Source organism: Sinorhizobium sp. NG07B (assembly GCF_002532005.1).
GTDB classification, from domain to species: Bacteria; Pseudomonadota; Alphaproteobacteria; order Rhizobiales; family Rhizobiaceae; genus Sinorhizobium; species Sinorhizobium fredii_C.
Map to the genome: position 1 here is coordinate 19,328 of NZ_NWTD01000004.1, position 26,906 is coordinate 46,233.

Below are 26,906 nucleotides of genomic sequence, written 5' to 3' on the forward strand. Positions count from 1 at the left end.
GGAGCGATTTTTTTGCTCCAGTGGAACTTAAGCGGCGGAGGCGTGTTTCTCCCGCGGCTGAAAGGAAAGGTTCGGTGCGTCCGTTCTCTGCCTTGCAGCCAGCCGCCCCAGCCGGCGGGCGAGGGAGGGCCGCTTCAATGAAAAAGCAGACGATCGAATTCGCCGGCGAGGCCGTGGGCGCGCTGATCCCAGACAATGGGCAATTGCGTTTCGTCGCGGTTAAGTACAGCGTGTGGTCTCTCGATGGTCGGATCTTTGCGACCTCCGAGGAGGCGCTTCGAGCGGTCGCCTCGCTGCATGTCTTGCGGCAGAGGGAGCCGGTCGGGGCAGGGCCAGTGCCGACTGGGGGCAGTGAAACGATGGTCAGCGCCTGCTAGGTTTGACAGGCCGAAGCGCTCATCTCGCTCGGCCACGTAGGCCACAGACTATTCTCTCATCGACTTCGTTCGCCCGATCCCGAAGGTGCCCCGGCAGCGTCTTTCCGGCGAGGTTCCCTGGCGCCGTCCTCTTCACCTTCGGGCGCCTTCCATTGCAGCGCCACCTCCATGCGGCCGAGGATGAAAAGGACGATGAGGCTGGCCACCGCGGCGAAGGCAGCAATCAACCAGAAGCCGAAGCCGATCGACAGGCCGACGGCGCCGGCAAGCCACATGCCGGCGCCCGTCGTCAGGCCTTTGACCTCGCCCTTCGAGAACACGATCATGCCGGCAGCCAGGAAGGCGACGCCTGCGGTTACCGCTTCGACGACGCGGATCGGATCGATGCGGACCTCCGGGCCCGACAAGCTCGTCATGTGCACGCTTTCTACCGCGACTACAGCGAATATCGCCGAAGCGAGACTTACGAGGATATGCGTCCTGAGACCCGCGGGGCGCTGGCGTTTCTCCCGTTCGATGCCAATGAGGGCGCCAAGCAAGATTGCTCCGCCCAACCGTGCGAATATGACCGGATAGGGGGTGCGAGTCCCAACGAGGATGTCGGCAAGGATCTGGTCCATGAATGTGCGGATCGCGGTAGTGGATTGCAAAGCCAAGGCGACACTGCGCCGGAGCGGCGGAACTCAGATCAGGGGGGCGGAGAGCCTCCTCTCCGCCCGAAATCGTCGCGTTCCGGTCACTGGGCCGGAGGCGTCTGCGTCTGCGGCTGCGGTGCCGTTCCTTCAGGTGCCGTTCCTTCAGGTGCCGGTGCCGGCGCCGGGGTAGTCGGCTGAGGTTGCGTTTCAGCGGGTGTCGTTCCCCCTGGCGTTGCCGCGGGCGGTGTTGCCTCTCCGCTTGTGGCGGGTTGGTCGGTCGCGGGCTCCGTCGTGGTCGTCGTCGAGGAGGTGGGAGTATCCTCCGCATCCCTGGTCAGTTCGGCCGGCAACCAAGCAATCAGCGCAAGCACGAGACCGGCAAGCAGTATGACGAGCAACGGCCAGGTGCTTCGGGCGGCGCGCTCCTCATGCACTTCGGGACGCGGCGCTGGCTGTCCTGTAACCGGATCGACCGGAGGCCTATCCTTCAACTGGTCGTTTGGGTCCATGGCAGTATCATCCTTTCTGGCCATCGTCCCTTCGGCGCCAGCATCTGGCGGCTATGATTCCCCAAATCAGCGAGGACTTAAGGAGGGGCGTTCGACCATCGCAAGTATAATTTAGAGCCTCACCATCGTGGATGGAGAGGCGCTGCAATATTAAACGCGCGAAATATTGCAAGGTTCCGTTGCGGTCCTTTTGAAACACACACCTGTGCTGGTAGAAGGTCCTTTACAGAGCGCGCGTTCGACTGCAAGAACTGAAACGGGAATGCACCGGACGGGCAAGCACGGGAGGCATACGAATGACCACGAGCTATGAAAATGGAACCTTCGTCGGACGTGCGTGGCGCCCGGACGTCGAAGGGCCGAGCCTTGTGACCGTCCGAGCGGGAGAATTGATCGACATCACCTCGAAGGCGGTGCCAACGATGCGCGACCTCCTCGAGCTTTCCGATCCCGTCGCCCATGTCCGTTCGGCCTCCGGAGAGGCCATCGGCTCCGTCGACGCCGTCATGGCCAAGACGGAGCCGGGCCGGGACAAGGTCCATCTTCTTGCCCCTTGCGATCTTCAGGCGGTCAAGGCCTGCGGCGTCACCTTCGCCCGCTCGATGATCGAGCGTGTCATCGAGGAGCGCGCTGCAGGCGACGCCGCACGGGCCGAGACGATCCGCACGCGGATGACGGCGATCATCGGCAACAGCCTGAGAAACCTGAAGGCCGGCTCGCCGGAGGCAGCCGATGTCAAATCCGCGCTGATCGAGGAGGGCGTCTGGTCGCAATATCTTGAGGTCGGCATCGGCCCCGATGCCGAGGTCTTCACCAAGGCCCAGCCGCTCTCGGCGGTCGGCTTTGGCGCCGCGGTCGGCCTGCATCCGATTTCGCGCTGGAACAACCCGGAGCCGGAGATTGTCCTTGCTGTTTCCGGCGACGGGCGCGCCAAGGGTGCGACGCTTGGCAACGATGTCAATCTGCGCGACGTCGAGGGACGCTCGGCGCTGCTTCTCGGCAAGGCCAAGGACAACAACGCCTCCTGTTCGGTCGGCCCCTTCATCCGCCTCTTCGACGAGACCTATGCGATTGACGACGTGCGCAGCGCCGATCTCGATCTGCTGATCGAGGGCCCGGACGGCTTCCGCCTTAAGGGCGCCAGCACGATGCGCGAGATCAGCCGCGACCCGCTCGATCTCGTCACCCAGACGATCGGCCCGCACCACCAGTATCCGGATGGGCTTATGCTGTTCATGGGGACGCTCTTCGCTCCGGTCGAGGATCGCGGCGAGCCGGGCCAGGGTTTCACGCACAAAATCGGCGACGTCGTTACGATCTCGAGCCCCGCCCTCGGCAGCCTCGTCAACACGGTTCGCCTTTCCACCGATTGCCCGCCCTGGACCTTCGGAGCTGCATCGCTGATGCGCAATCTTGCGAAACGCGGCTTGCTTTAGCGCGAGGAGATGGGCGATTGCATCCGGGCGCCGTCCGTCGCAATCTCTGGCGGCTGGATTGATCGTTCATTCAGGGCTGGGGGTCGAAATGAAAGTCGCCTTCGGGTTGGCCGCGGTTAGCCTGTTCGTCGCAGTCGCGGCGCATCCGCTGCGCGCCGAACCGTTGCGGACCATCGAGGAGGTAAGCAATGCGCTCGGCAAATGCTGGACTCCTCCCGCCGGCATCAGGGATTCCTTCGTCACGCTCAAATTCGGCTTCCGCGGCAACGGCACGCTGATGGGCCCGCCCCAGCCGACGGCGATCCGCGTCACCGGAGACGCAGACCAGCGCAAGGCCTTCGTCGCCGCCGCGACGGCGGCGCTCGAGAACTGCATGCCGCTGGAGTTCTCCCGGGAACTCGCCGACGAAATCTCGGGCAACGTGTTTACGCTGCAGTTCTATTCGGCGGACTGACGGAGCGGACTTGCGGGCTGAGGCGGCTCCGCCAAGCCCAAGCACTGAACCGTCGCTGCCAAGTGCACTCCGCCATGGCCGACGCTGCTGCAGACTATCTCTACGGCCATTCCGGCAATGACAACATCAAGGGCGAGAGCGGCACCGATACCATCTCCGGCGGCTCCGGCCGGGATGTCATAGACGGCGGTTCGGAGGACGATTATCTCGCCGGCGACGGCGATGACGACACGGTTCTGGGTTGGCGCAGGCAACGATACGATCCGGCACAGCATGGAAAGCTGGGCAAGCGACGGCAAGGACATGCTCGACGGCGGCGTCGGCTACGACGAGGTCGAGCTGAGCGGTCTCTCCGGAACCTTCACCGCCAAGTCCTCCTCGATCAAGCAGACGCTTTCCAACGGCACCACCATAATCAATTTTGAAAGCCTACACGATTTACGGCTCGGACACGGCCGACAGGTTCACCGGCTGGACCGGCGCCGATACGCTTTCAGGGAAATCAGGCAACGACACGCTCGTCGGCCTCCGCGGCAATGATCATCTCGATGGCGGCCTCGGCAGCGACAGTCTCGATGGCGGCGAGGGAAACGACCTCCTGATCGTCGGCAGCGGCGGCAAGGACACGGTAAAGGCCGGCAGCGGCAACGATTCGGTCTGGATTGATCGTGCCGACATCCACAGCGGACTGACCTTCACCGTTTCCGGTACAACCGCAAAGCTTTCCGATGGAACGGTCGTCACCGACGGCGAGAGCTTCACCATCGACACCGGCAACGGCAGCGACGTCATATCGGCGGGCACCGCGGCATATCTCAACGTCGACGCCGGCAGCGGCAACAACAGGCTGACCGGCGGCAAGGGCGGCGACAGCTTCTACAGCACCAGCGGCAGCGACACCGTCTCGGGCGGAGACGGCGACGACCGCATCATCGACAACGGCGGCGGCACCAATAGGCTCGATGGCGGCAACGGCAACGACTACATTTCCGCAGAGGCGGAGACGGGGACGGCATTGACGATCATGCTCGGCGCCGCGGGCGGCGACCAACTGAGCGTCAACTACGCGGGCGGCTCGACGGCGGGTCGGTTCTCCGTCGACGGCGGATCGGGAACCGATACGCTGTGGATCAGCCGATATGAAAGCACGAAGAACCTGTTCTTCGTGCTTTCCGCAAACGCGACGCTGGTCAACGGCGACGTCACGGTAAAAAACGTCGAAGTGGTCAACTTCATTTCCGGTCAGGGTCACGACACGCTGACGGCCGGCAACCTTGACGACGATCTCAACGGCATGGGCGGCAACGACACGCTCAAAGGTCTTGGCGGCAATGATGAGCTGACCGGCTGGACCGGCGCCGACAAGCTCTATGGCGGCGATGGCAACGACGTGTTTTGGGGCAGCGGCGGCATCAAGGACAGCAATGCCGACAGCCTTTATGGCGAGAAGGGCAATGACATTCTCAACATGAATGCCGGCGACTATGCCTCCGGTGGCGATGGCTTCGACCGAGCTGTCATCGAGTTCGGCGAAGAGACGCTCGACGTGTCCTTCGTCTTCGGCAGCGGCCTCGTCAAGGTGAACGCCAACACCTCCTTCACCGGTATGGAGGCGCTCGAATATGTGGGCGGTTCGGGCAAGGACACTGTGACCGGCAGCACGCAAATCGACTATCTCGACGGTGGGCTCGGAAACGACGCGCTCAGGGGAGGCGGCGGCAATGACTATCTGATCGACGGGAAGGGCAATGACAGGCTCTATGGCGATGCGGGCAACGACACCTTCGACCGCTTCAGTGATGAGACCGGCACCGACTATTTCGATGGCGGCTCCGGTGTCGACACGCTGGAATTCGACATCGTGTCCGACCGCGCGGTCATCATTGACCTGGAGAATAATGCGAAGAACGGCGGCGTGGCGACGGGGCTGACGCTAGTGAGCATAGAAAACGTGGTCGGGCAGAATAAAGACGACACAATCCTCGGCAACGGCGTCGCCAATACACTGAAGGGTGGAATGGGTGACGACCGGCTCGACGGCCGCGCCGGTAACGACAAGCTCGAAGGCGGCGCCCACGGCGACCTGCTGACGGGCGGATCGGGCGCGGACCATTTCATCTATGTCACCGGGGATGCGATCGGCTCCGGCGACCAGATCACCGACTTCAAGCGCGGCGAGGACAAGATTGTCATCGACAAGGATGTGTTCGGCTTTACCGCGCTGGTGCTCTACTCCGGCAACGACCTCAAGGCGACCGGCACGGCCGCGCAGTTCTTCTTCGAGACGGACAATGGCCGGCTCTGGTACGACGCCGACGGCACCGGCAACGAGGCCGATGCCGTGCTCATGGCGACCTTGGACAAGGTTACCTCACTTGCCGCCACCGACTTCCTTCTGGTCTAGAGCGCCGCGCGTTATTTGAACGCGCAAAGGACGCTCTAGCACTTTGAATCTAGAGCATCCTTTCTGCTTTCAGTGGTTCCACTTGAACGCAGGATGCTCTCTAGACGACCCATGAATCGCTGCCGGGGCCGCCGAAATGCATGGCGGCCCCTCACTAGGCGCACTGTCTTCGTGAACCGCTGGCAGTCGCGGTCGAGAAGGTCGGCGCATCACGTCCGGCGGGCTGGTCTTCGCCGGCCGGAGATCAGTCTAAGCCAGGGCGCCGAATGGAAGGCGCTCATCAGCGCGTACATCGGGACCATGCCGGTTACGGCTGGCGCATCGCCGGCGGACGAGCAGAGCATGTCCGGCGGAGCGCCGAGAACGCCGGCAAGAAGCGCCATGACGGCGAAGGTCGGCGCCGCCGCCAAGGACAGAACGTCGGCCGTGCCGAGGGCGGTGGTGTTGCCGCCCGGGTCGCCGCCAGAGCCGCAATCGGAGGCCGGCGACAAGTTCAAACTGCTGGAGTGGCGCAACATTGGAGGTCAGCCCCGGCCGTACTCGTCGTTTCGGCGCCACCAGACACCGGTCTCGTTGCGCCCCAGAGGGGCACGGTCGAGCCACTGATACATGCCCCATATGCTGTCCAGTCCGCGCGCATAGCTGGAATAGCTATGGTAGACGTCGCCGTCGTCGAGCACGAAGGCACTTAGGCCCGGCCTGTCGCGCGTATAGGTGGCGACGTCCGTTCCGGTCATGGCGGCGATCTGGGCGACCGGCCCCTCGCTGCCACGCAACTGCCATTCCTGTACGGTCTTTCCTGCGAGCGGCTCGGGTGCGGGCGGCTCGCGGCGGAAGTTGTATTCGATGCGGCCTTCGCGCTGTTCGTCTGCTGTGAACCAGACGCTGAAATCGCGATTGAAGTCGCCATCGTTCGAGGATGCCCAGGGAAAGCTCCAGCCCATCCGTCGCTTGTAGGCCTCCAGTTTGGCGAGTGGCGCGCGAGATATCGCCGAAAAGGCGACGTCGTGGTTCTCGAGATGGACGACGATGCCGTCGAATCCGTCGGCGATCGCGGAGCAGGAGGGGCACCCGGCGGTGTAGTCCGGCCCAAACATGAAGTGGTAGACGAGCAACTGTGAGCGGCCCCGGAAGAGGTCCTTGAGCGAGGCGCTGCCTGCGTCGGTCTCGAAGCTGTAATCCTTGTCAATCTTGACCCAGGGCAAGGCTTGGCGCTGCCGCGCCAGCTCGTCGCTCCGGCGGGTCAGCTCCTTCTCGGCCTTCAGCAGTTCCAGCCGTGCCGCCAACCATTCTTCGCGGCTCCCGGTCCTGTGTTCCGTCATCGCTCGTCTCCTTCTTTCGGCTTGTTGGGTCTACGGCTAGACTAGCTGCGGATGTCCAGGCGGCGGGAGTTACAAGTGTGACGGGATTTCGATGGATTCGCTGATTACCGCTGCGGCGCGCGCGCTTGCCACGGGAGATCCGCTCGGCGCCTTGAAGCGGGTGGCGCTGCGCGACGACCCGCCCGCGCTGGCGCTGAGGGGTATCGCGATGGCGCAGCTCGGCGACCTCGCCCGGGCAAAGAGCCTCCTCAAGAATGCCGGGCGTGCCTTCGGTCCAAGGGAGGCCGTGGCCCGCGCCAGATGCGTCGTCGCCGAGGCCGAAATCGCCCTCGTCTCGCGCGATCTCTCCTGGCCCGAAAAGGCGCTCGACACGGCGCGCGCGACGCTCGAAAAGCATAGAGACTGGGTAAATGCCGCGCATGCGAGCAATCTCAAGGTGCGGCGCCTGCTCCTGGTCGGCCGGCTCGACGAGGCCGAGCGCGCGCTCGGTGAGATCGACCCCGCACCGCTTCCGCCCGCCGCGCGCGCCGCCTATGAGCTGGTCGTGGCCGGGATCGCAATCCGGCGCCTCAGGACGAAAGCAGCCCGGGCAGCACTTGCGCGCGCCGAGCACGCTGCGCACGAAGCCGATATCCCCGCACTGGCGGCGGAGGTCGAGAGCGCATCCCTCGTCCTTGGTTCTCCGGCGGCACGGCTGATCGCCCGGGACGCGGCGCACCCCTTGCTGCTCGAGGAAGTCGAAACATTGCTGGCGTCGGAAGCGCTTGTGGTGGACGCCTGTCGCCATGTCGTGCGGGGCGGAAGCGGGACGGTGTCGCTCGCGACGCGGCCGGTCCTCTTCACGCTGGCGCGCGCGCTCGGCGAAGCCTGGCCCGGCGATGTGCCGAGAGGCGTGCTCGTTGCACGTGCCTTCCGGGCCAAGCATGCCGATGAATCGCATCGCGCCCGGTTGCGCGTCGAGATCGGCCGGCTTCGGGCGGAGCTTGGGACGTTGGCGGAGGTGGTGGCGACGAAGCGCGGCTTTGCCCTGGCGCCGCGGACAGGCGAGGTCGTGGTGCTGGCGCCGCCCGTCGAAGGGCGGCACGCGGCGTTGCTCGCCCTTCTTTTCGACGGCGAGGCGTGGTCGAGCTCGGCGCTGGCGATCGCCCTTGGTAGCAGCCCGCGCACGGTGCAGCGCGCCCTGGAAGTGCTTGTGGCCGCCGGCAAGGTGCAGTGCTTCGGCCGCGGCCGGGCGCGCCGCTGGATGAGCCCGCCGGTGCCGGCATTCCCGACAGTCTTGTTACTCCCCGGCCCGCTGCCGGGTGACTAGGATCAGCGCATCAAGATAACCGCTGCAACCGATCGAATGGGATGAACAGATGAAACACGCTCAGGCCGAAATTCTCCGCGAATACGGACCCTTTGAGGGCGCCGACAACGTGCATGGCGTCACCTTCGACGGCGAGCATGTCTGGTTCGCGTCCGGTGACAAGCTCAATGCCTTCGATCCGGCAAGCGGCGATACGGTGCGCGCGATCGACGTCGCTGCCCACGCCGGCACGGCCTTCGACGGCCGGCATCTCTATCAGATCGCCGAGGACCGCATCCAGAAGATCGATCCCAGGACCGGCCGCGTGCTTTCGACGATCCCGGCGCCAGGCAACGGCGGCGATTCGGGGCTCGCCTGGGCGGAGGGAACGCTCTGGGTCGGACAGCACCGCGGCCGGAAGATCCATCAGATCGATCCCGAAACCGGCGCGGTCCTTCGCACCATCGAATCCAACCGCATCGTCACCGGCGTCACCTGGATCGACGGCGAGCTTTGGCACGGCACCTGGGAGGGCGACGAGAGCGAAGTGAGGCGGGTCGATCCTGAGACGGGCAAGGTGTTGGAAGCCCTCGACATGCCCGCCGGAATGGGCGTCTCGGGTCTCGAATCCGATGGCGGCGATCGGTTCTTCTGCGGTGGCGGAAAGAGCGGGAAGGTGAGGGCGGTGCGGCGGCCGCGGTGAGGCCCGCCGCGGATTACCGACAGCTCGATATTGGCGCTCCGCCGAAGTGCCACAATGGGGGGAGCGGCCTGCCCTGGCGGCATATTGGACCGGAAGTCCGCGTGAGCGTCAACCGCCTCACGCGGCCTCGATCGCGGCGACGTCGATTTTCTTCATGGTCATCATGGCATCGCTTCGAGGCTGACTGAATGAAACCTGAGAGCAGTTGCTATTCTCGAAATAAAGGCGCAGGGTCCAACCTTCAGTAGCAAATGTCACGGGCGCTATTGCTTGAGGGCTAGATACCCTGGCCCCAATCAAGGAGGGCGCCATGTCTTCCACCATACGCCATATATCGCCCTCCGATAGGGAAATGATCCGGTCAGTCTTAGACGAAGCTGGCTATCGCGCGGATGTCCTTGTCGATGATCCGAGGTTTTTTGAGACTGCCACATTGCTGGTCACTAAGCTGTTGCTTGCGGGTGTTGAATCCCGGTCGGGCCTAGCGGCGAAGCTCGAGTATCAATTGGGCAAGGCCGGCAAGCACAGGCAACCGCCTGGATCGCAGTTGGGCCGCTACGCCATCCAAGGTCTACCAGTCGAGCTGCAACGCCTCACGAGATGAGCGACTCATGAGATGAGCGAGGTTCCTCGCGCTCGTCATTTTGCGGCCCCTCCGGAAGACGCTTGTAGATGCCCGGGGAGGAGATCTGGAAAATCGATCAAGCCGAATTTCGATCTCGGTGGCCAACCGCCTTCGGGTGACCCCGGCATCGATCGGCACCGACAGTTCAGGACCTACCTCGAGATAACGGCCCACCGGCTCCTTCGGAGATAAAGTCATGCCCCAACCGTACTGCTCAATATCTGCCCTCCGGATGAGCGTCCTTCTATCAGCAACTCTGTTATTCAGCTCGAGCGCATTTGGCCAGGCGACACCGCGGGTGCCCGCCAATGCCGAGGCAAGCCGTTACGGATCCGGCTGGGAGTGCAATCGCGGGTTCAGAAAACAGGGCAATTCCTGCGTTGTAGTGATGGCTCCCGACCACGCGTTCCTAACGAATAAATCCTATGGCAAGGGCTGGGAATGCCACTACGGATTCGCTGAAGAGGGCAACCGGTGCCTTGCCGTCCGGGTGCCTGCAAATGCCTATCTTGACCCCTACTATGGCGATCGCTGGAAATGCATGCGGGGGCATCGCCGCAACGACACTGGATGTGAGCTTATCGAGGTGCCGGATAATGCGTTTTTGTCGGACACTGCCCTTAATCAGGGGTGGGAATGCGAGCGCGGTTACCAGAATGTCGGGCGCAAATGCGTAGCGTTGATCGTGCCTGAGCACGCTTATCTGACGACCAGCGGGAACGAGTGGATTTGCGATCGTGGTTTCGAACAGAAGGGCGAAACCTGCGTTGCCGTCCAAGTTCCGAAAAACGCATTCTTCGTCGATACGACCTATGGTCAGAAATGGAAGTGTGATCGCGGGTTTGAATCGAAAGGAACCACGTGTTCAGAGGTCAAGCTTCCTGAGAATGCGCATCTCGATTCTTCCGGTAACGCCTGGGAGTGCAACCGACCGTATCAGCTCCGCAGCGGCGTCTGCAGCATGGAATAGCGAGCTCCGAACAAAGGCGGCTTCAGCCGAGTGTATTCCGCACCGCGGCGCGCTCATTTGGAAAGCGCTATGGTGTTTCGGCTTAAAGCTCAGCAAATAAGGGTGGTTATGGTGCGTGAACGGCGGCATCGGCGGCGTCACGGAATGAAACGAGTTTTTGGTTTCTATCGTCCCAAAGGACAAGCCTAACACACCGAAAGCTTTCCCAAAGCGTGATGCGGCCGATACGCGCGAGTTGTGGGTGGTCACGCAGAACCTCCGGCAATCTGTAGCATGGGATCCTGCTCGATAGGTGATGCACGTGATGAATGCCGATATTGCCGGACAGCCATCGCAGTACCAGCGGCAGGTCATAGTGGGACGCACCGTGTAGGGCCGCCCGGGGAAAACACCAATCCTCGCCGGCCGACCAGTGCGTCTCTTCAAACTGATGCTGCACGTAGAAGAGCCAGATGCCGGCCGTGCCCGACAGGAGCACGATCGGCAGGTGGATCAACAGGAAGGGCAGGAATCCGATCGCCCAAGCCATCAAGGCGGCGCCTGTCACGATCGCAACGTTCGTCGCCATCGTCGAGATCCAGGGCAGCGCACCGCCCGTCATCATTCCGAACGGCAAGCGCTGCTTGAGGAGAAAGAGCCACGCGGGGCCGATGCCGAACATTACCAGCGGATGCCGATAAAGGCGGTAGCCCAAGCGCTTCATGGGAGAAAGTGAACGGTACTCTGAGATCGTGAGCGTGGTGATATCGCCGACACCCCGCTCGTCCAGATTGCCGGCCGAGGCGTGATGAGCGGCGTGCGCCCGGCGCCAGTAATCATATGGGGTCAGCGTAAGCACGCCGATGGCACGCCCTGTCCAATCGTCGAGGCCGCGGCGAGCGAAGAACGAGCCGTGGCCGCAATCGTGCTGGATCATGAAAAGCCGCAGAAGGAAGGCTGCGGCCGGAATGATTGCGATGAGCCCGAACCAGAACCCGCTGGCGAGGGAAAAATAGGCGACGGCCCAGAAGCCGGCGAGCGGGACGATGGTGACAAGAAGCTCGAAGGCGCTGCGTCCAATGCGGGGCTGACGGTATTTCGCAAGCGTCTTCAACCAAGCTGCGGCATCATTTTCGGCAAGCGAAGCCGGCGGGCAGACATGTGCATTCATCAAAACTGGTCCGTGTTCCTCGACTCGTAAATCATCTGCCAGGCTGTGGCCTTGCGCCTGAGCTTCAGTTGCAATGGCTGAAGGTGTCAGGCCTGACGAGCCTTGCGTGCCGCATAGCGGCGATCGCGCTCGGCTTTGCGGGCAGCCTCGGCCGCCACGGCACGTGAAGCGTGATCGGCAATTTCAGCCTGCCGCGCTTCGGTTTCTTTCCGCTCCATGGCTTCGGCCGCCGCCATCGCTGCTGCGGCTTCCGCCCGCTTCAGCGCTTCGCGTTCGGCGCGACGAGCCTCGCGTGCAACCGCCACTGTTTCGCGGGCGGCAAGCCGCTCCTGCATCTCCGGGTCGGTTGCCTTGGGGGCGGCGGCGAATTTTGCCAGAAGCTGACGCTTGGCTTCGGCCGCAGCAATACGGCGCTCGGCAAAGCCATTGTCGTTCGGGTGTCTCAATGGAAAATCCTTAATTCTCGCTGGTGACGAGCCGGTCACGCTCTCGGAAAGAAAAGGCGGATGTCGTGCCGGCAAATAGAGCCTCAGAACAGAAAAAGGCCAGACATCCGCCTGGCCTTTTCGAACTTCTTGCCGCCATGCCAGTACATCCGTGGTCATCGGCGGCTAAAAGCTTTAGGCAGCGCGGAGCTGGCCTGCGGACATTTTGCCCGACTTGTTGTCGCGCTCGAGCTCGAAGCCGAGCTTCTGGCCTTCGACGATCGAGTTCATCCCTGAGCGCTCGACGGCCGAAATGTGAACGAACACGTCGGCGCTGCCGTCGTCAGGCTGGATGAAGCCGAAGCCTTTGGTGGAATTGAACCATTTAACTGTGCCAGTGGTCATAACGAACCCTTTCTTAGCAATATTGATCACCGCTGGGCGACGCACAGCGGGCATTTTTCGACTTTTGAAAGGAGAAGTTCGTTAAGAAGCGCGAGGCGCAGCAAAAACAAATATCGGCAAACAAAGTATCGATGGTGTCCAGTACAGCTTTTTGACCGGCGCGTCAACTTCTTGTTTTGAGTTTCGCATATATACTACCTTTGCTAGAAATCGGGGGATGAGTCACCCTGCCGCCTTGCCACGCAAAGGGGGACGCCGGGAAGTGCGTGAAGATCGTGACTTCACATGCCCCGCCGCGGCAGAGGGTATGCATCGGCTTCGTAAAGCCTCCGCATCTGTTGACCATCGTAGCGGGCTTCGTCGACCTCCAGGACGGAGCCGCGAAGCATCGCGACCGGCATATCCTCGATCGCAAAGCGAATTGCTTCCGCGGCCGATTCAAACCTCTTGTATCGAAGGCGGCTCGTTCTTCTCACGGTCTTACATGGATAAAGTCCTGCGCCGGCACTGTAATCAAACGTCGCCATGGAGCCGCTCCTTGGGGGCGAACAAAGCGTCGGCTGTCCTCATACGCTTTTCAAGGCGCCTCTGCCTTTCAACTGGCCTGAGTTCCCGCATCCTGCGGACTTGTCTGGCGCGTATCTCCTGCAACTTGGCAGCATTTGAGCCTTCGGGCATTGCGCGCGAAAATAGGCTTTCCGCCACGTGGCGGGTCGTGTCTTTCATAAGGGGTATCCTAAGACTGGATGCGCGCCGGGATAACTTGTAGCGCGATTATCTCCTGCCATGGGCGGAGTTCGAAACGTTGCAAATCGGGAGTCGCCAAGCACCCGGACGAACCGGGGATCACGTAGCCGAAAGCTGAAACGCAGTGTTTAGGTGGTGACGCGTACTGTCCAATTCAAGACGGCTACTGCTGCCCGCCGAAAAGCGCAACGTCCTTGGCGTCACCGACGCGGCAGAAGCTATAGGCCCGGCGCCTCTACTTCCGTGAGAGTCACTTCTGCTTCTTTCCGAGACCTAACCCGCTGTTCGCAAACTTTGCGGTCGTGCCCTGTAGGCCCGCGCCCGGAGCCACGGTCTTGTCTTTTTTCGGCTTTCGCGTTTCGCGATTGCTTCTAGCTTGGCCCTTGGCCATCTGATGCTCCTGAATTTTCGGTTTATGATCGGTTGCGCTGCGGCGTCAGCGCACTCTTACTCAGCAAGGACGAAGCTTTGCGCCACGAAAGCAGGAAAGCCTGGCGGCTCGCGCTGCCAAGTTGAACCGTTTGATGCGCGGTGCTGCCGCTGGCTCGCCTTTACCATTATGCTGAAGCCGAACGTTTTCGCCGTAACCAAATTCGCTGACGCTGACGAGATTACGAGCGACGATGTGAAGGTGGAGGTCGGAAGACATGCTGTCCTCCTTTCTTTGGGGCCAGGACACCAAGGCCCCGAAGCAGCAGCGCCCTGACAATGGCTGCTGACGTTGAGAACATGCGCCCTTTAGCAGCCAAGCGCAAGGGCGCCGGCCGTTTTGCTACTTGTCGAACGATGTTCTCGTGATGACGCAACGGATCGCCTAGTTCTCCGGTAACAGGCGACACTTGCCCTTAGGGCCTTCATGCAGAGACTGTAGTGTGCCTGATCTGAACGTCGCAGATCGGGACTGCTGGCAGCTTACCGTCGCGGCGTGATACCGACCCTGGCCAACATCCGTGTCAACAGGGCCTCCGAAGCCGTCTACGTGAGGGACGGTCATTTCCCTGCTTTCTCCACATCATGCAACCGCTCAAGGAGAACTCTTATATTCTTTGGGAGTTTGGGGATGACCGTAAAAACGGGAAGTGATCGGAGAAAAGCGACGTGGGAGTCGGTTGCCATCACCTGCCGGATATGCGTCGCCACGTCCCTGTGGGGCTTCTTCATGTCGCCGTTCCTAAAGAGGAATAACACCACGACTGAGAGAATGTTCCCTAAAAGGGGTTTGTGGCGGACAGGCAAGAATTGGCTGGGGAACCTGGATTCGAACCAGGACTAACGGAGTCAGAGTCCGCTGGTCTACCGTTAACCTATTCCCCAAGGCCTGCAGGCGTGGTCGCCCGCGTCGGTGTGGCGGGCTTATAAACAAAAGAACCGCCGATGCAAATACCTTTTGGCAAAAAAATGCGGCCGGCCTGTGGTGAAGGCGCGATCCGTCGGTCACGACGATCCGGAGCGTCGGCCTTCGCCCGCAAGGCGGCGGAGAATTGGGGCGAATTCGAGCCTTAAAAAAAGTTTGGCGAAAAAGGGCGGCGCTGGTACAGTCGCGCCAACGCAAAATCGAGAGAGCGCCTTGAGCGGCCGGAAGGCTTCGCGCGGCGCGATGGTTGAGACAAGTGAAAGACCCCGAACACGGCGCAACGCCGTCTGAATCCGGGGCGTCGGCAGCAGGTCGTGGCGAGGCGCATAAGCTTGTGCCGCGCGGCGGCAAGGGGAAACGGAGGCGGCGCAAGCCGTCCGGTTCGCCGTCTGCAATTGCCAGCCCATCCGGGCTTTCCGGAGAGGCAGGGCGTCCCGCAGCACTGAACGAAGCGGAGCCGGCGCGCAAGCGCAAGCGGCGCCGCCGTTCGAAGGCCGCAAGGCCGCAGAGTCAGGCTGCCGCCGGCGTTTCCGGCGCCGCCACCCACGAGCCACCGATCACCGACAAGAAGGGCCAGAAGCGCGGCAAGAAGGCGCGTCAAAGGCGTGGCCTGCAGGGGCGGCCGCTCGCTTCCAGCGGCAAGCCGCTGACCTCCGACCGGCAAGCCTCGCGCGATGTTCCGGCCGCGCCGCAGCAGCCGCGCAAGGACGAGGTGCGCGCTCCCTATCTTGCGCCCAGCGAGCCACCGGCGCCGCTTTATGCGGCGCTCGATCTCGGCACCAACAATTGCCGCCTGCTGGTCGCCCAGCCGACCCGGCCGGGGCAGTTCCGCGTCGTCGACGCCTTTTCCCGCATCGTCCGGCTCGGCGAGGGCCTCGGCGCCAGCGGCAGGCTCTCCGACGATGCGATGGAACGCTCCGTCGAAGCGTTGAAGATCTGCGCCGGCAAGCTCAGTGCCCGGTCGATTCGCCGACGTCGGCTGATCGCCACCGAGGCGGCGCGCGCCGCCGAAAACGGCGAGGCCTTCCTCAAGCGCGTTGCCGAGGAAACCGGCCTCGATCTCGAAATCATCGACCGCGAAACCGAGGCGCGGCTTGCCGTTTCCGGCTGCTCCTCGCTCGTCGATCGCGAGACCAAGTCGGTCGTCCTCTTCGACATCGGCGGCGGCTCGTCGGAAATCGCGGTGATCCGCATCGGCGACAACCGCTCGAGCCGGCTTGCCAACCACATCACCCATTGGACCTCGCTGCCCGTCGGCGTCGTCACCCTGTCCGAACGCCACGGCGGCGAGCATGTCACACCTGATAGCTTCGAGACGATGGTGCGCGAGGTCGAAGGCATGCTCGACCGGTTCGACGGCCCCTCGGTCGAAGCGCTGGAAAGCGCCTCCGGCAGCGGCTTCCACCTGATCGGCACGTCGGGCACGGTGACAACGCTGGCCGGCGTCCATCTCGACCTGCCGCGCTACGACCGGCGTCGCGTCGACGGTCTCTGGCTCTCCGACGAGGAGGTCTCGGCGATGCAGGCACGGCTGCTCTCCTGGGATTTCGCCGCGCGGGCCGCCAATCCCTGCATCGGTCCGGACCGAGCCGATCTGGTACTTGCCGGCTGCGCCATCCTCGAGGCGATCCGCCGCCGCTGGCCGTCGAACCGTATGCGTGTCGCCGACCGTGGGCTCAGAGAGGGTCTGCTGACCGACATGATGGCCGATGACGGGGCCTGGCGGCGCGGGCGTCCGCGTCGCTACCAGCAGCGCGGCTCGGCCCTGGCGAGCGAAGAGCGGCAGAGGTCCCACGAAGGGAACAATGCATGACGAAATCCCCGATCGGCGGCAACCGCAGCGGCCGCAAGCTCGGCCAAAAGGTGAAGAAGGGCAAGCTCAAGGCATCCTCGCGCCGTTGGCTTGAACGGCACATCAACGACCCTTACGTGCAGCGCGCCCAGCTCGAGGGCTATCGCGCCCGGGCGGCTTTCAAGCTTTTGGAGATCGACGAGAAGCACAAGATTTTGGCCGGCGCCCGGCGCATCATCGATCTCGGCGCCGCACCCGGCAGCTGGTCGCAGATCGCTGCCAAGGTGACGAATTCGACCGATGCGGATCCGCGCGTCGCCGCAATCGACTTTCTCGAGATGGACCCGATCCCGGGGGTCCGCTTCCTGCAGATGGATTTCCTCGACCCCGAAGCGCCGGAAAAGCTCAAGGAGGCGGTCGGCGGCACGCCCGACCTCGTCATCTCCGACATGGCGGCGCCGACCACCGGCCATCGTCAGACCGACCATCTGCGCACCATGCATCTCTGTGAAGTGGCGGCGCATTTTGCGGTCGACGTGCTCGCCAAGGGAGGGCACTTCCTGGCAAAAACCTTCCAGGGCGGTACGGAGCGCGACCTTCTCAACATGCTGAAGCAGAATTTCCGCCAGGTCATCCATGTGAAGCCGGCCTCGTCGCGCGCTGAATCGGTCGAGATGTTCCTGCTGGCCAAGGATTTCAAGGGTCGGCAGAAGGCCGGCACGGAGACGGAAGCCGAAGAAGAGGCGGCGGAATAGGCATGTTGCTCTACGTGACGGTCGGCACCAACGACCTCGAACGCGCCGGCGCGTTCTATGACGGCGTGCTCCCAACCCTCGGCTACCGCCGCCAGCGGTGGGACGAAACCGAGATCGGCTACGGCGGCGATGGTGATATGCGCGTCCGCTTCTGGGTGGTCACCCCGTTTAATCGCGAGCCTGCCACCTATGGCAACGGCGTGAGCATCGCGCTCGTGGCCGAGACACGAGGCGCCGTCGATGCCTTTTATGCCGCGGCGCTTGCAAACGGCGGCACCGACGAGGGCGCGCCGGGGCTGCGGCCGTTCCACGCGCATTTTTATGGCGCCTGGGTCCGCGATCTCGATGGCAACAAGATTGCCGCCGTCTGCGAGCGGCCGGAATAGGGCAGGATACGTACGGCCCGTCTGAGAAGACAATCGAGGTGGACCCGCCCCCCTCTGCGATGTTCCCATAGAGCAGTCTGATTAGAGAGCTACTTACCGGCCGTCGCCTCGGCTTCCCGCAGCGCCTTTCGATGGCCGGAGACGGAAGCGCCGGCATTCTTCGCCATCGTCAAAAACGGGATCGCCGCCAGCAGATTGGCGACCGCGATGATCATGAAGGCGATGTGAAAGTCGTCGAGCGCCAGCGGTCCGCCGCCGATCGCGGTTCGGATTTCCAGGATCGCGCCCGCCACCGCCACGCCGAGCGCAAGGCTGATCTGCTGCAGCACGGCGCTCATCGACGTTGCCTTGCTGGCGTCGGCGTCGTCGATGTCGGCGAAGGAAAGTGCGTTGACGCTGGTGAAGAAGAAGGAGCGGGCAAAGCCGGCGATGAGCAGGATCGTGAGCATGACGAGGTAAGGCGTCGCCGGCGTGAAGAAGCCGTTCACGAAGGTGGTGCCGGCGGCGATGATGGCGGCAATGATCAGCGTCGTGCGGAAGCCGGCAAAGGCGAGAACGCGGCGGGCGAAGAATTTCGTGGTGATCGCGCCGACGGCGCCGATGAAGGTGATCAGCCCCGACTGGAACGGATTGAGGCCGAAGCCGATCTGCAGCATCAGCGGCATTAGGAACGGAACGGCGCCGACGGAGATGCGGAAGACCGTGCCGCCGATCGAGGCGGCACGGAAGGCGCTGTCGCGAAACAGCCCGAGGTCGAGCACCGGTGCCGGATGGCGGCGCGCGTGGAAGATGTAAAGGAAGGTCGCGGCAATGCCGGCCGCGACGGAAGCGATGCCGACCGCCGGCGGCAGGGCCGGCAGGCTGATGACCGAAAGTCCGAAGACGATGCCCGAGGCGGCGATGCCGCCGAGCAGAAAGCCGAGAATGTCGACCGGCGGCGGGTTCTGCCGCTCCATCTCCGGCAGGTAGATGCCGGAAAGCACATAGCCCGCAATGCCGACCGGCACATTGATCAGGAAGATCCAGTGCCAGGAGAAATAGGTGGTGATGAAGCCGCCGAGCGGTGGGCCCGCCAAGGGTCCGACGAGAGCCGGAATGGTGAGCAGCGCCATGGCGGAGACGAGCTCGCTGCGCGGCGTGCCGCGCACCAGCACGAGCCGCGCGACCGGCGTCATCATCGCGCCACCCATGCCCTGCAGGAAGCGCGCCAGCACGAAGGCGACCAAGCTGTCTGCGACGGCGCAGAACACCGATCCGGCGACGAACACGAGCATCGCCGTGCGGAAGATGCGCTTGGCGCCGAAGCGGTCCGCCATCCAGCCGCTCAAGGGAATGAAGATTGCGAGCGCAACCATATAGGAGGTGAGCGCCAGCTTGAGCGTGATCGGCCCGACGCCGATGTCATGCGCGATCGCCGGGAGCGACGTCGAAATGACGGTGGAATCCATCTGCTCCATGAAAAGAGCGACGGCGAGGATCATCGGGACGATGCGGTTCATGAGAGACCTTGGATGCGGGGTCGGCGTCCGGTAGACGGTCCCGATGGCTTTGTCGAGGCAAACCGGCGATTGCAGATCAAATGCCTGTGATCCGGCTGACCTTTTCCCTCAAGGCCGCTACTTCTTGCCTGCTGGCATGCAAGGGCAGCGCCAATCTACAGGAGCGATCATGATCACACAGAGTTTGAAGCGCCGAACCCTGTCGGAGCGGGAGCGGCTGCCTTGGCGGCGCCGGGCCTGTTGAGTGGAATTGCCAATGCTCAGGAAAGTGCAAAGGGTGCCATGACGGATGACGCGGCTTTCAAGGCCTTCAAGCTCGGCACCTTCAAGGTGACGGTGATCAGCGACGGCACGCGCGCCTCGCAAATCCGCACGAAACCTATGGTACCAATCAGCGGGCGGAGGCGGTATCCGCGCCACTCGAGCAGAATTTCCTGCCGACCTCCGGCTTCATCAACGGCTTCTCGCCGGTGCTGGTCGATACCGGATCGGAGATCGTGCTGTTCGATACGGGGCTCGGCGAAGGCGGCCGGGAGGCAGGGACCGGAAGGCTCGCCGACGGCATCCGGGCCGCAGGCTATACGCCGGAGCAGGTCTCGGTCGTCGTCATCACCCATATGCACGGCGATCACATCGGCGGTCTTGTGGAAGGCGGCAAACCGGCCTTTGCGAATGCCCGCTATGTGACCGGACAGGTGGAGTTCGACTTCTGGAAGGATCAGGCCCGTGTCGGCACGCCCGCCGAAAACGGTCATAAGGCGGTGCTTGCCAAGGTCGTGCCGCTGGCGGAAAGGACCACCTTCGTCGCCGACGGCGCCGAGGTCGTGCCGGGGATCAGCGCCATCGCCGCTTTCGGCCACTCTCCGGGGCACATGATCTACAGGCTCGAATCGGAGGGCAAGGCGCTGATCCTGACCGCGGACACCGCCAACCACTATGTCCTGTCGCTGCAGCGGCCCGATTGGGAAGTCCGCTTCGACATGGACAAGACGGCCGCCGGCGCCACCCGGCGCAAGGTGTTCGATATGATCGCGACCGATCGGCTGCCCTTCATCGGCTATCACATGCCTTTTCCCGCGGTCGGCTTCGTCGAGCGGCGGGACCAGGGCTACCGCTTCGTGCCGGTAACCTACCAGTTCGACATCTGAATCCGGCGCTTTGTTGCTCTGCAACAACAAATATGCGGGGCCCGGGAAATTTCCGGGCCCCGACTATTTCCATTCTGACATATCCGTGTTACGAGCCCTCGCCAACTTCCAAGACAAGCTTTGAAGTCACCCGGTGGACAAGTCGCTGATGGTCCCCGGGGATTTTCGTATATTCGAAGAGGAACTGGCCATGGCGCGCATCATCGAAACGGCAACCGGTCTGGAGGCTTTGACCTTCGACGACGTCCTGCTGCAGCCGGGACATTCCGAGGTGATGCCCGGTCAGACGAATATCGCGACCCGCATAGCCCAGGATATCGATCTCAATCTGCCGATTCTTTCGGCCGCCATGGACACGGTCACCGAGGCGCGACTCGCGATCGCCATGGCCCAGGCCGGCGGCATCGGCGTCATCCACCGCAATCTGACGCCCGCCGAACAGGCCGAAGAGGTCCGCCAGGTCAAGAAGTTCGAAAGCGGCATGGTCGTCAATCCGGTGACGATCGGACCGGACGCGACGCTGGCGGACGCGCTGGGCCTGATGAAGGCGCACGGCATTTCCGGCATTCCGGTCGTAGAGAACGGCGGCAGCGGCGGCCAGAAGCAGGGCCGCCTCGTCGGCATCCTGACCAACCGCGACGTCCGCTTCGCGTCCGATCCGGCGCAGAAGATCTATGAACTGATGACGCGGGAAAACCTCGTCACCGTCAAGGAAAGCGTCGATCAGCAGGAGGCCAAGCGCCTCTTGCACAAGCACCGGATCGAGAAGCTGCTGGTCGTCGATCCGGAAGGCCGCTGCGTCGGCCTGATCACGGTCAAGGACATCGAGAAGTCGCAGTTGAACCCGAACGCCTCCAAGGACTCCCAGGGACGGCTTCGCGCCGCCGCTGCGGTCAGCGTCGGCGACGACGGCTTCGAGCGCGCCGAGCGACTGATTGACGCCGGTGTCGACCTGATCGTCGTCGACACCGCGCACGGCCATTCGCAGCGCGTCCTCGACGCGGTCAGCCGGGTGAAGAACCTTTCGAACTCGGTCCGCATCATGGCCGGTAATGTTGCAACGGCGGACGGCACCAAGGCTCTGATTGACGCCGGCGCCGATGCCGTCAAGGTCGGCATCGGTCCGGGCTCCATCTGCACCACCCGTATCGTTGCCGGCGTCGGCGTGCCGCAGCTCGCCGCGATCATGGCGGCCGTCGAGGCGGCGCAGGCCTCGGGCATCCCGGTGATCGCCGACGGCGGCATCAAATATTCCGGCGACCTCGCCAAGGCGATCGCCGCCGGCGCGTCTGCCGTCATGGTCGGCTCGCTGCTCGCCGGCACCGAGGAAAGCCCCGGCGAGGTCTTCCTCTACCAGGGCCGTTCCTTCAAGGCCTACCGCGGCATGGGTTCGGTCGGCGCCATGGCGCGCGGTTCGGCCGACCGCTATTTCCAGGCGGAAGTCCGCGACACGCTGAAGCTCGTGCCGGAAGGCATCGAGGGCCAGGTGCCCTACAAGGGGCCGGTCGGCGGCGTGCTGCACCAGCTCGCCGGCGGTCTCAAGGCGTCGATGGGCTATGTCGGCGGCGCGACGATCAAGGACTACCAGGAGCGCGCCACCTTCGTGCGCATCTCCGGCGCCGGCCTTCGCGAGAGCCACGCCCATGATGTGACGATCACCCGCGAGAGCCCGAACTATCCGGGCGCCGCTTGATATCTTCCCTGGGACGCCGTCCGTCCGGCGTCCCACTTTCTTTCCTCAAGCGTTCCATTCGAGACTTTGAAGCGGAGCACCGATGACGGGGTTCGAGATATTCTGGCCCGTGGTCGCCCATGTCGCGCTGGTCTTCGCGCTCTATGCGCTCCTCTCGACGCGCCGATCTGCGGTTGTGCGCGCCGGCAAGGCGGAGCCATCTGAGTTTCGCGAGAACCGGGGAGAGCCGAGCGAGAGCCTGGTCGTGCGTAACAGCATCGCCAACCAGTTCGAACTGCCGGTGCTCTTCCATGCCTGCTGCGTGCTTCTCTACATCACCGCAGCTGACAATCTTCTGGCGGTGGGCCTTGCCTGGGTGTTCGTCGGATCCCGCTACGCGCACGCGTTCGTTCATGTGACCAGCAACCGGCTCCGCCATCGCGGCCCTCTCTTCCTGGCCGGCTTTGTCATGCTTGCAGCCATGTGGGCCTGGCTCGCCCTCTGGATGGCGATGAACTGACGATCGCCGTCAGTCGGTCCGACTGTCTCAGCTCGGAGACAATCTCCTGCTCGAAACGTCCGGCGCTTGATGAGCGTCAAGGGACCCCGGCCGGCCCTGCCGCTAAGCCTGCATCCGTCAACGCGCTGCTTTGGCGGAGGGTAATGCGGCGCTGGCACAATTGCCAACATTGAACATCGGAGGAGATCGATATGGCCGGAATGATGAAAGCCGCCGTGGTGTGCGAATTCGGCAATCCGCTTGTGATCGAGGAATTGCCCATACCGCAGCCTGGACCGGGGCAGGTCCTGATCAAATACGAGGCCACGGGCGTGTGCCACACCGACCTGCACGCCGCCAAGGGCGATTGGCCGGTTCGCCCCAATCCGCCCTTTATCCCCGGCCATGAGGGTGTCGGCTACGTCGCCAAGTCGGCGCCGGCGTCACGCGGCTGAAGGAGGGCGACCGCGTCGGCGTCCCATGGCTGCACACGGCCTGCGGCTGCTGCACGCCATGCCGAACCGGCTGGGAAACGCTGTGCGGCAGCCAGCAGAACCAGCGGCTATACGGTCGACGGTACTTTTGCCCAGTACGGCCTGGCGGATCCGGATTTCGTCGGCAAGCTGCCCGGCAAACTGGAGTTCGGTCCGGCCGCACCGGTGCTTTGCGCCGGTGTGACGGTCTACAAGGGCCTGAAGGAGACGGAGGTGAAACCCGGCGAATGGGTTCTCGTCCGGGCATCGGCGGCCTCGGCCACATGGCCGTGCAATATGCAAAGGCCATTGGCATGCATGTCGCTGCGGCCGACATCTTCCCGGACAAGATCGCGCTTGCCGAAAAGCTCGGCGCCGACCTCGTCGTCGATGCACGGGCGGGTGACGCTGTCGAGGAGGTGCAGAAGCGGACCGGCGGTGTCCACGGGGCGCTGGTCACAGCGGTCTCGCCAAAGGCGATGGAGCAGGCCTACCGGATGCTGCGTTCAAAGGGCACCATGGCCCTCGTCGGTCTGCCACCGAGCCAGATCTGCCTGCCGGTCTTCGACACGGTGCTGAAGCGCATCACGGTGCGCAAACTCGATCGTCGGCACCCGCCAGGATCTTGAGGAAGCCTTGGAATTTGCCGGCGAGGGCAAGGTCGGGGCCCTCTTCTCCTGGGACAAGATCGAAAACATCAACGCCATCTTCGAGCGCATGGAAGAAGGCAAGATCGACGGCCGCATCGTTCTCGACCTGAGTTGAGGCATCGATCACAGCAAGTAACGCAGTTTTGACGTGTACCTGCCGCCCGCTGACCTATCCTGTCGGCGGGCGGCGCGGCTATCGCTGCGCGGCCTTCGGAAAAACGCCGGAGGAGAGCGTCATGAACAAGCCTGAGATCACCCAGGCAATGATCGATGCCTATGACGAATACACCCATCTGACCCTGGATCGCCGTCGCTTCATGGAGAGGCTGACGGCTCTTGCCGGTTCGGCGGCGGCCGCCGCGGCAATCGCCCCGATGCTGGCCGCCAACAGCGCCAAGGCCGAGGTGGTCGCCGCGACGGACGAGCGGATCAAAGGCGAGGACATCACCTATCTCGGTGCCGATGGCGAGATGAAGGGCTATCTGGTCAAGCCGGCCAGCGCATCCGGAAAACTCCCGGCGGTCATCGTCATCCATGAGAATCGCGGCCTCAACCCACATATCAAGGATGTCGCCCGTCGCGTCGCCCTCGAAGGCTTCGTCGCGCTCGCTCCGGATTTCCTGTCGCCCGACGGCGGCACGCCGAGCGACGAGGACAAGGCGCGCGAAATGATCAGCGCGCTCGACGCCGGTGAGACCAACTCCAACGCGGTGGCGACCGTCGCCTTCCTCAAGGGACATGCGGAAAGCACCGGCAATGTCGGCGCGATCGGCTTCTGCTGGGGCGGCGGCATGGTCAATCGCCTGGCGGTGAACTCGCCTGACCTCAAGGCCGGCGTCGCCTATTACGGCTCCCAGCCGAAGGCCGAGGATGTGGCGAAGATCAAGGCCGCCATGCTTCTCCACTATGCGGGGCTCGACGAGCGCATCAATGCCGGCATCGAGGCTTACCGCAAGGCCCTGACCGAAAACGGCAAGGACGCCACGATCCATGTCTATGAGGGCGTCAACCATGCCTTCAACAACGACACCTCGGCCGCCCGCTACGACAAGGCGGCGGCCGATCTCGCCTGGGGGCGGACGATCGAGTTCCTGAAGACGAAGCTCGCTTGATCGCGCCGAGTTCCGGGGTGGGCTGATCGCTGGCCGTTCTCCCTACCCCTCGGTCCCGCTGGATATCCAGCGGGCACAGTCGACGATCGCTTCTGCCAGCGCGTCCATGTCGCGCCGGCGCGGATTGCTGCGGCGCCAGATAAGGCCGATCTCGCGCGCCGGGCCGGGATCGGCGAAGGGTACGATGCGGATCGCGTTGCGTGCCGCCTCGCTCGGTATAGCAATCTCCGGAATGAGCGTCATGCCCATGCCGTTCGCCACCATCTGCAGAAGCGTCGCCATGGAGGTGGCGCCGAAGCTCATCAACTGCCGTTTTCCGGCGGTGTTGCAGACGGCCAATGCCTGGTCGCGCAGGCAATGGCCTTCCTCGAGCAGCAGCAGTTGCGAGATATCGACCTGCTCCTCCGTCATCGGCGACATCAGCACGTTGCGGTCGTTGTCCGCCACGGCCATGAAAAACCGGTCCGAAAACAGCGGGCGCGTGGCGATGCCGTCGGCATCGATCGGCAGCGCGGCGACGACAGCGTCGAGGCGGCCGTCACCAAGGTCGGCGACCAGCCTGTCGGTCAGCGACTCCTTGAGCTCGATTTCGATATCCGCATATCGCGCCCGCAGATAGGGAATGAGCTGCGGCACCAGATAGGGCGCCAGCGTCGGGATGACGCCAAGGCGGATGCGCCCTTCGAGCGTTCCCGAATTCGCCCGGGCGCTCTCCTCCAGCCGGTCGACTTCGGCTAGAATCGCCCGGACCCGCACCAGCACGTCCTCGCCCTTGACGGTCAGAAACACGCCGCCGCGGCTTCTCTCCACGAGCTTGACCCCGAGATGCTCTTCCATCTCCATGATCTGCGCCGAAAGGGCCGGCTGGCTGACATGGGCGAGCTCGGCCGCGCGGCCGAAATGGCGGGCCGTGGCGAGCGCATCGAAATAGCGCATCTGGCGAAGCGTCAGCATGATAGGACATGCTTATTGAAAAGCAGCTAGCAGCACAATTGCAGATTATGCAGTTCGTGAGCCCGCTTACCAGCCGGGCAGCATATGGCTCTGCCTCAGGCGCGGATAGCGCGGATAGCCCTTGATGTCGTTGTCGAGGTCGTCATTGACCGCGATCGGCGTGATGTTGTCGAGGCAGGCGGTGATGTGATTGGTGATGGCGTTCGACAGCGAGGGCGAAAGTCCGGGCCGCTTCATGATGCCGATCTGCACCGGCGCGAGAGCCGGGAATCCGTCGGCGAGCGTCAAGACCTTCATGCCGGGACGAAGCGCCTACTCCGGCAGCACCGAGACCGCCATCCCGGCAAGCACCGCGGCAGCGACGACCGTCGACGACCAGCTTGTGAACAGGATCTGATACTCGCGGCCGGTCGCATCGAGCGCGGCACAGGCGGCCTGGCGCCAAACGCAGTCGCGCCGTCCGACAGCAAGCGGGATCGGCGCATTTTCCGGAAGCGGATGGTTGATTGAACTCACCCAGCAGAGCGGCTCGGTTCTCACCACGTCGGAGGGCCGAACCCGCGGATTGTGGGTGACGAGCGCGATGTCGAGGTCGCCCTTTGCCATCTTCTCGGCGAGATCGGCCGAGGGCTCGCAGACTATGTAGAGTTCGACATTCGGGTGGGTCTTCGCAAAGCGGCCGATGATTTCGGGCATGTAGCGGTCGGCATAGTCGTCGGGCGTGCCGATCCTCAGCGTGCCTTCAAGCCTGTTGTCGTCGAAGGAGGCGATCGCCTCGTTGTTGAGGCGGATCATCCGCCGGGCAAAATTCAAGAGCCTGTCGCCTTCGACGGTCAAGCGGTTGCCGCGCCCGTCCTTCATGAACAGCGGCTTGCCGATGCGTTCCTCCAGCCGGCGCATCTGCATCGACACCGCCGATTGGGTCTTGAAGACGCGATCGGCCGCCTTGGTGAAGCTGCCCGTGTCGGCGATGGCGACGAAGGTTTGCAACTGATCGATGTCGAGCGGTGCGGACATGGCCGGTTACCCATAAAATTGTTTGATGAATATCATTAGAAACATTCGTTGGACTGATCAATAAGGATTTGCGATTCATAGCGTGCAAATCACGTCGATCCTCCCGGCGACTTCACCGCCGATCAACCACATCGTTCCCGCCTGC

The 26,906-nt window shown here is 63.3% G+C and carries 27 protein-coding genes, 1 tRNA gene and 3 pseudogenes; 17 read left to right on the forward strand and 14 right to left on the reverse strand.

The window, feature by feature from the left end:
- Positions 1-137: 137 nt before the first annotated feature.
- Positions 138-377: a hypothetical protein gene (locus tag CO664_RS14740; RefSeq protein ID WP_097539221.1), complete on the forward strand. Its 240-nt coding sequence runs from the start codon at positions 138-140 to the stop codon at positions 375-377.
- Positions 378-433: 56 nt separating this feature from the next.
- On the opposite strand, the gene CO664_RS14745 is transcribed toward CO664_RS14740, so the two are convergent.
- Entirely contained in the window at positions 434-997 is a 564-nt protein-coding gene (locus CO664_RS14745; protein WP_037413149.1) for an MgtC/SapB family protein, read from the reverse strand.
- Between the two features lie 116 nt (positions 998-1,113).
- Entirely contained in the window at positions 1,114-1,521 is a 408-nt protein-coding gene (locus tag CO664_RS14750) for a hypothetical protein (protein WP_097526392.1), read from the reverse strand.
- Between the two features lie 296 nt (positions 1,522-1,817).
- Here CO664_RS14750 and CO664_RS14755 point away from each other — a divergent pair, with 296 nt between their 5' ends.
- The 4 genes from CO664_RS14755 to CO664_RS14765 all read left to right on the forward strand — a co-directional run bounded on the left by CO664_RS14755 (position 1,818) and on the right by CO664_RS14765 (position 5,815).
- Positions 1,818-2,957 (forward strand): fumarylacetoacetate hydrolase family protein, encoded by a 1,140-nt coding sequence (locus tag CO664_RS14755; RefSeq protein WP_176536594.1) that lies wholly within the window; start codon positions 1,818-1,820, stop codon positions 2,955-2,957.
- 88 nt (positions 2,958-3,045) lie between these two features.
- Positions 3,046-3,411: a hypothetical protein gene (locus CO664_RS14760; protein ID WP_176536595.1), complete on the forward strand. Its 366-nt coding sequence runs from the start codon at positions 3,046-3,048 to the stop codon at positions 3,409-3,411.
- Positions 3,412-3,485: 74 nt separating this feature from the next.
- Positions 3,486-3,836 (forward strand): hypothetical protein, encoded by a 351-nt coding sequence (locus tag CO664_RS31230; protein ID WP_234820271.1) that lies wholly within the window; start codon positions 3,486-3,488, stop codon positions 3,834-3,836.
- On the forward strand, positions 3,833-5,815 hold the full coding sequence (locus CO664_RS14765) for a calcium-binding protein (protein WP_234820272.1): 1,983 nt from the start codon (positions 3,833-3,835) through the stop codon (positions 5,813-5,815). Before CO664_RS31230 ends, CO664_RS14765 begins: the two co-directional genes overlap by 4 nt.
- A 209-nt stretch (positions 5,816-6,024) precedes the next feature.
- On the opposite strand, the gene CO664_RS14770 is transcribed toward CO664_RS14765, so the two are convergent.
- Positions 6,025-6,333, reverse strand: coding sequence for a hypothetical protein (locus CO664_RS14770; RefSeq protein ID WP_097539223.1), 309 nt, complete (start codon positions 6,331-6,333; stop codon positions 6,025-6,027).
- A gap of 6 nt (positions 6,334-6,339) precedes the next feature.
- Positions 6,340-7,137 (reverse strand): thioredoxin family protein, encoded by a 798-nt coding sequence (locus CO664_RS14775; RefSeq protein ID WP_037413161.1) that lies wholly within the window; start codon positions 7,135-7,137, stop codon positions 6,340-6,342.
- Between the two features lie 91 nt (positions 7,138-7,228).
- On the opposite strand from CO664_RS14775, the gene CO664_RS14780 reads away from it, so the two are divergent.
- From CO664_RS14780 to CO664_RS30170, 4 genes are all read left to right on the forward strand, one after another.
- A complete protein-coding gene (locus tag CO664_RS14780) occupies positions 7,229-8,446 on the forward strand; it encodes a helix-turn-helix domain-containing protein (protein ID WP_097539224.1) in 1,218 nt (405 codons plus the stop codon).
- Positions 8,447-8,495: 49 nt separating this feature from the next.
- Positions 8,496-9,128: a PQQ-binding-like beta-propeller repeat protein gene (locus tag CO664_RS14785; protein ID WP_037413166.1), complete on the forward strand. Its 633-nt coding sequence runs from the start codon at positions 8,496-8,498 to the stop codon at positions 9,126-9,128.
- 310 nt (positions 9,129-9,438) lie between these two features.
- Positions 9,439-9,732: a hypothetical protein gene (locus CO664_RS14795; RefSeq protein WP_097526364.1), complete on the forward strand. Its 294-nt coding sequence runs from the start codon at positions 9,439-9,441 to the stop codon at positions 9,730-9,732.
- Between the two features lie 319 nt (positions 9,733-10,051).
- A complete protein-coding gene (locus CO664_RS30170; protein WP_141471720.1) occupies positions 10,052-10,723 on the forward strand; it encodes a hypothetical protein in 672 nt (223 codons plus the stop codon).
- Between the two features lie 106 nt (positions 10,724-10,829).
- On the opposite strand, the gene CO664_RS14805 is transcribed toward CO664_RS30170, so the two are convergent.
- The 7 genes from CO664_RS14805 to CO664_RS14830 all read right to left on the reverse strand — a co-directional run bounded on the left by CO664_RS14805 (position 10,830) and on the right by CO664_RS14830 (position 14,764).
- Entirely contained in the window at positions 10,830-11,873 is a 1,044-nt protein-coding gene (locus CO664_RS14805; RefSeq protein WP_097539227.1) for a fatty acid desaturase, read from the reverse strand.
- Positions 11,874-11,959: 86 nt separating this feature from the next.
- Entirely contained in the window at positions 11,960-12,319 is a 360-nt protein-coding gene (locus CO664_RS14810) for a DUF6481 family protein (RefSeq protein WP_097539228.1), read from the reverse strand.
- Between the two features lie 174 nt (positions 12,320-12,493).
- Entirely contained in the window at positions 12,494-12,703 is a 210-nt protein-coding gene (locus CO664_RS14815) for a cold-shock protein (RefSeq protein WP_037413176.1), read from the reverse strand.
- 281 nt (positions 12,704-12,984) lie between these two features.
- Positions 12,985-13,230 carry a hypothetical protein gene (locus CO664_RS14820; RefSeq protein ID WP_037413178.1) on the reverse strand — a complete coding sequence of 82 codons (246 nt, stop codon included), beginning with the start codon at positions 13,228-13,230 and terminating at the stop codon, positions 12,985-12,987.
- Positions 13,231-13,901: 671 nt separating this feature from the next.
- Positions 13,902-14,099, reverse strand: coding sequence for a hypothetical protein (locus CO664_RS30175; RefSeq protein WP_141471723.1), 198 nt, complete (start codon positions 14,097-14,099; stop codon positions 13,902-13,904).
- Between the two features lie 341 nt (positions 14,100-14,440).
- Positions 14,441-14,611 (reverse strand): hypothetical protein, encoded by a 171-nt coding sequence (locus CO664_RS30705; protein ID WP_176536596.1) that lies wholly within the window; start codon positions 14,609-14,611, stop codon positions 14,441-14,443.
- Positions 14,612-14,690: 79 nt separating this feature from the next.
- Positions 14,691-14,764: transfer RNA gene (locus tag CO664_RS14830), tRNA-Gln, on the reverse strand.
- A gap of 296 nt (positions 14,765-15,060) precedes the next feature.
- On the opposite strand from CO664_RS14830, the gene CO664_RS14835 reads away from it, so the two are divergent.
- The 3 genes from CO664_RS14835 to CO664_RS14845 are packed head-to-tail and all read left to right on the forward strand — an operon-like array spanning position 15,061 to position 17,737.
- A complete protein-coding gene (locus CO664_RS14835; RefSeq protein WP_176536597.1) occupies positions 15,061-16,617 on the forward strand; it encodes a Ppx/GppA phosphatase family protein in 1,557 nt (518 codons plus the stop codon).
- Positions 16,614-17,351 (forward strand): RlmE family RNA methyltransferase, encoded by a 738-nt coding sequence (locus CO664_RS14840; RefSeq protein ID WP_097526360.1) that lies wholly within the window; start codon positions 16,614-16,616, stop codon positions 17,349-17,351. Before CO664_RS14835 ends, CO664_RS14840 begins: the two co-directional genes overlap by 4 nt.
- A gap of 2 nt (positions 17,352-17,353) precedes the next feature.
- Positions 17,354-17,737 carry a VOC family protein gene (locus CO664_RS14845; protein WP_097539230.1) on the forward strand — a complete coding sequence of 128 codons (384 nt, stop codon included), beginning with the start codon at positions 17,354-17,356 and terminating at the stop codon, positions 17,735-17,737.
- Positions 17,738-17,826: 89 nt separating this feature from the next.
- Here the strand turns inward: CO664_RS14845 and CO664_RS14850 are convergent, their stop codons facing one another.
- Positions 17,827-19,236 carry a DHA2 family efflux MFS transporter permease subunit gene (locus CO664_RS14850; protein WP_097526358.1) on the reverse strand — a complete coding sequence of 470 codons (1,410 nt, stop codon included), beginning with the start codon at positions 19,234-19,236 and terminating at the stop codon, positions 17,827-17,829.
- Between the two features lie 172 nt (positions 19,237-19,408).
- Between CO664_RS14850 and CO664_RS14855 the strand changes: the two are divergent.
- The 5 genes and pseudogenes from CO664_RS14855 (at position 19,409) to CO664_RS14875 (ending at position 24,790) form a co-directional block, all read left to right on the forward strand.
- A pseudogene (locus tag CO664_RS14855) lies at positions 19,409-20,384 on the forward strand (MBL fold metallo-hydrolase).
- A 190-nt stretch (positions 20,385-20,574) separates the two neighbouring features.
- Entirely contained in the window at positions 20,575-22,077 is a 1,503-nt protein-coding gene (gene guaB / locus CO664_RS14860) for an IMP dehydrogenase (RefSeq protein WP_037413216.1), read from the forward strand.
- A gap of 82 nt (positions 22,078-22,159) precedes the next feature.
- The gene (locus tag CO664_RS14865; RefSeq protein WP_097539231.1) at positions 22,160-22,576 is read left to right on the forward strand and encodes an MAPEG family protein; all 417 of its coding nucleotides are present in this window, start codon (positions 22,160-22,162) and stop codon (positions 22,574-22,576) included.
- A gap of 191 nt (positions 22,577-22,767) precedes the next feature.
- A pseudogene (gene adhP, locus CO664_RS14870) lies at positions 22,768-23,793 on the forward strand (alcohol dehydrogenase AdhP).
- Positions 23,794-23,914: 121 nt separating this feature from the next.
- Positions 23,915-24,790: a dienelactone hydrolase family protein gene (locus CO664_RS14875; RefSeq protein WP_097539474.1), complete on the forward strand. Its 876-nt coding sequence runs from the start codon at positions 23,915-23,917 to the stop codon at positions 24,788-24,790.
- A gap of 42 nt (positions 24,791-24,832) precedes the next feature.
- On the opposite strand, the gene oxyR is transcribed toward CO664_RS14875, so the two are convergent.
- Positions 24,833-25,744, reverse strand: coding sequence for a hydrogen peroxide-inducible genes activator OxyR (gene oxyR, locus CO664_RS14880; protein WP_097539232.1), 912 nt, complete (start codon positions 25,742-25,744; stop codon positions 24,833-24,835).
- A 66-nt stretch (positions 25,745-25,810) separates the two neighbouring features.
- Positions 25,811-26,761 (reverse strand): annotated as a pseudogene (locus tag CO664_RS14885) (LysR substrate-binding domain-containing protein).
- Positions 26,762-26,906: the final 145 nt, after the last annotated feature.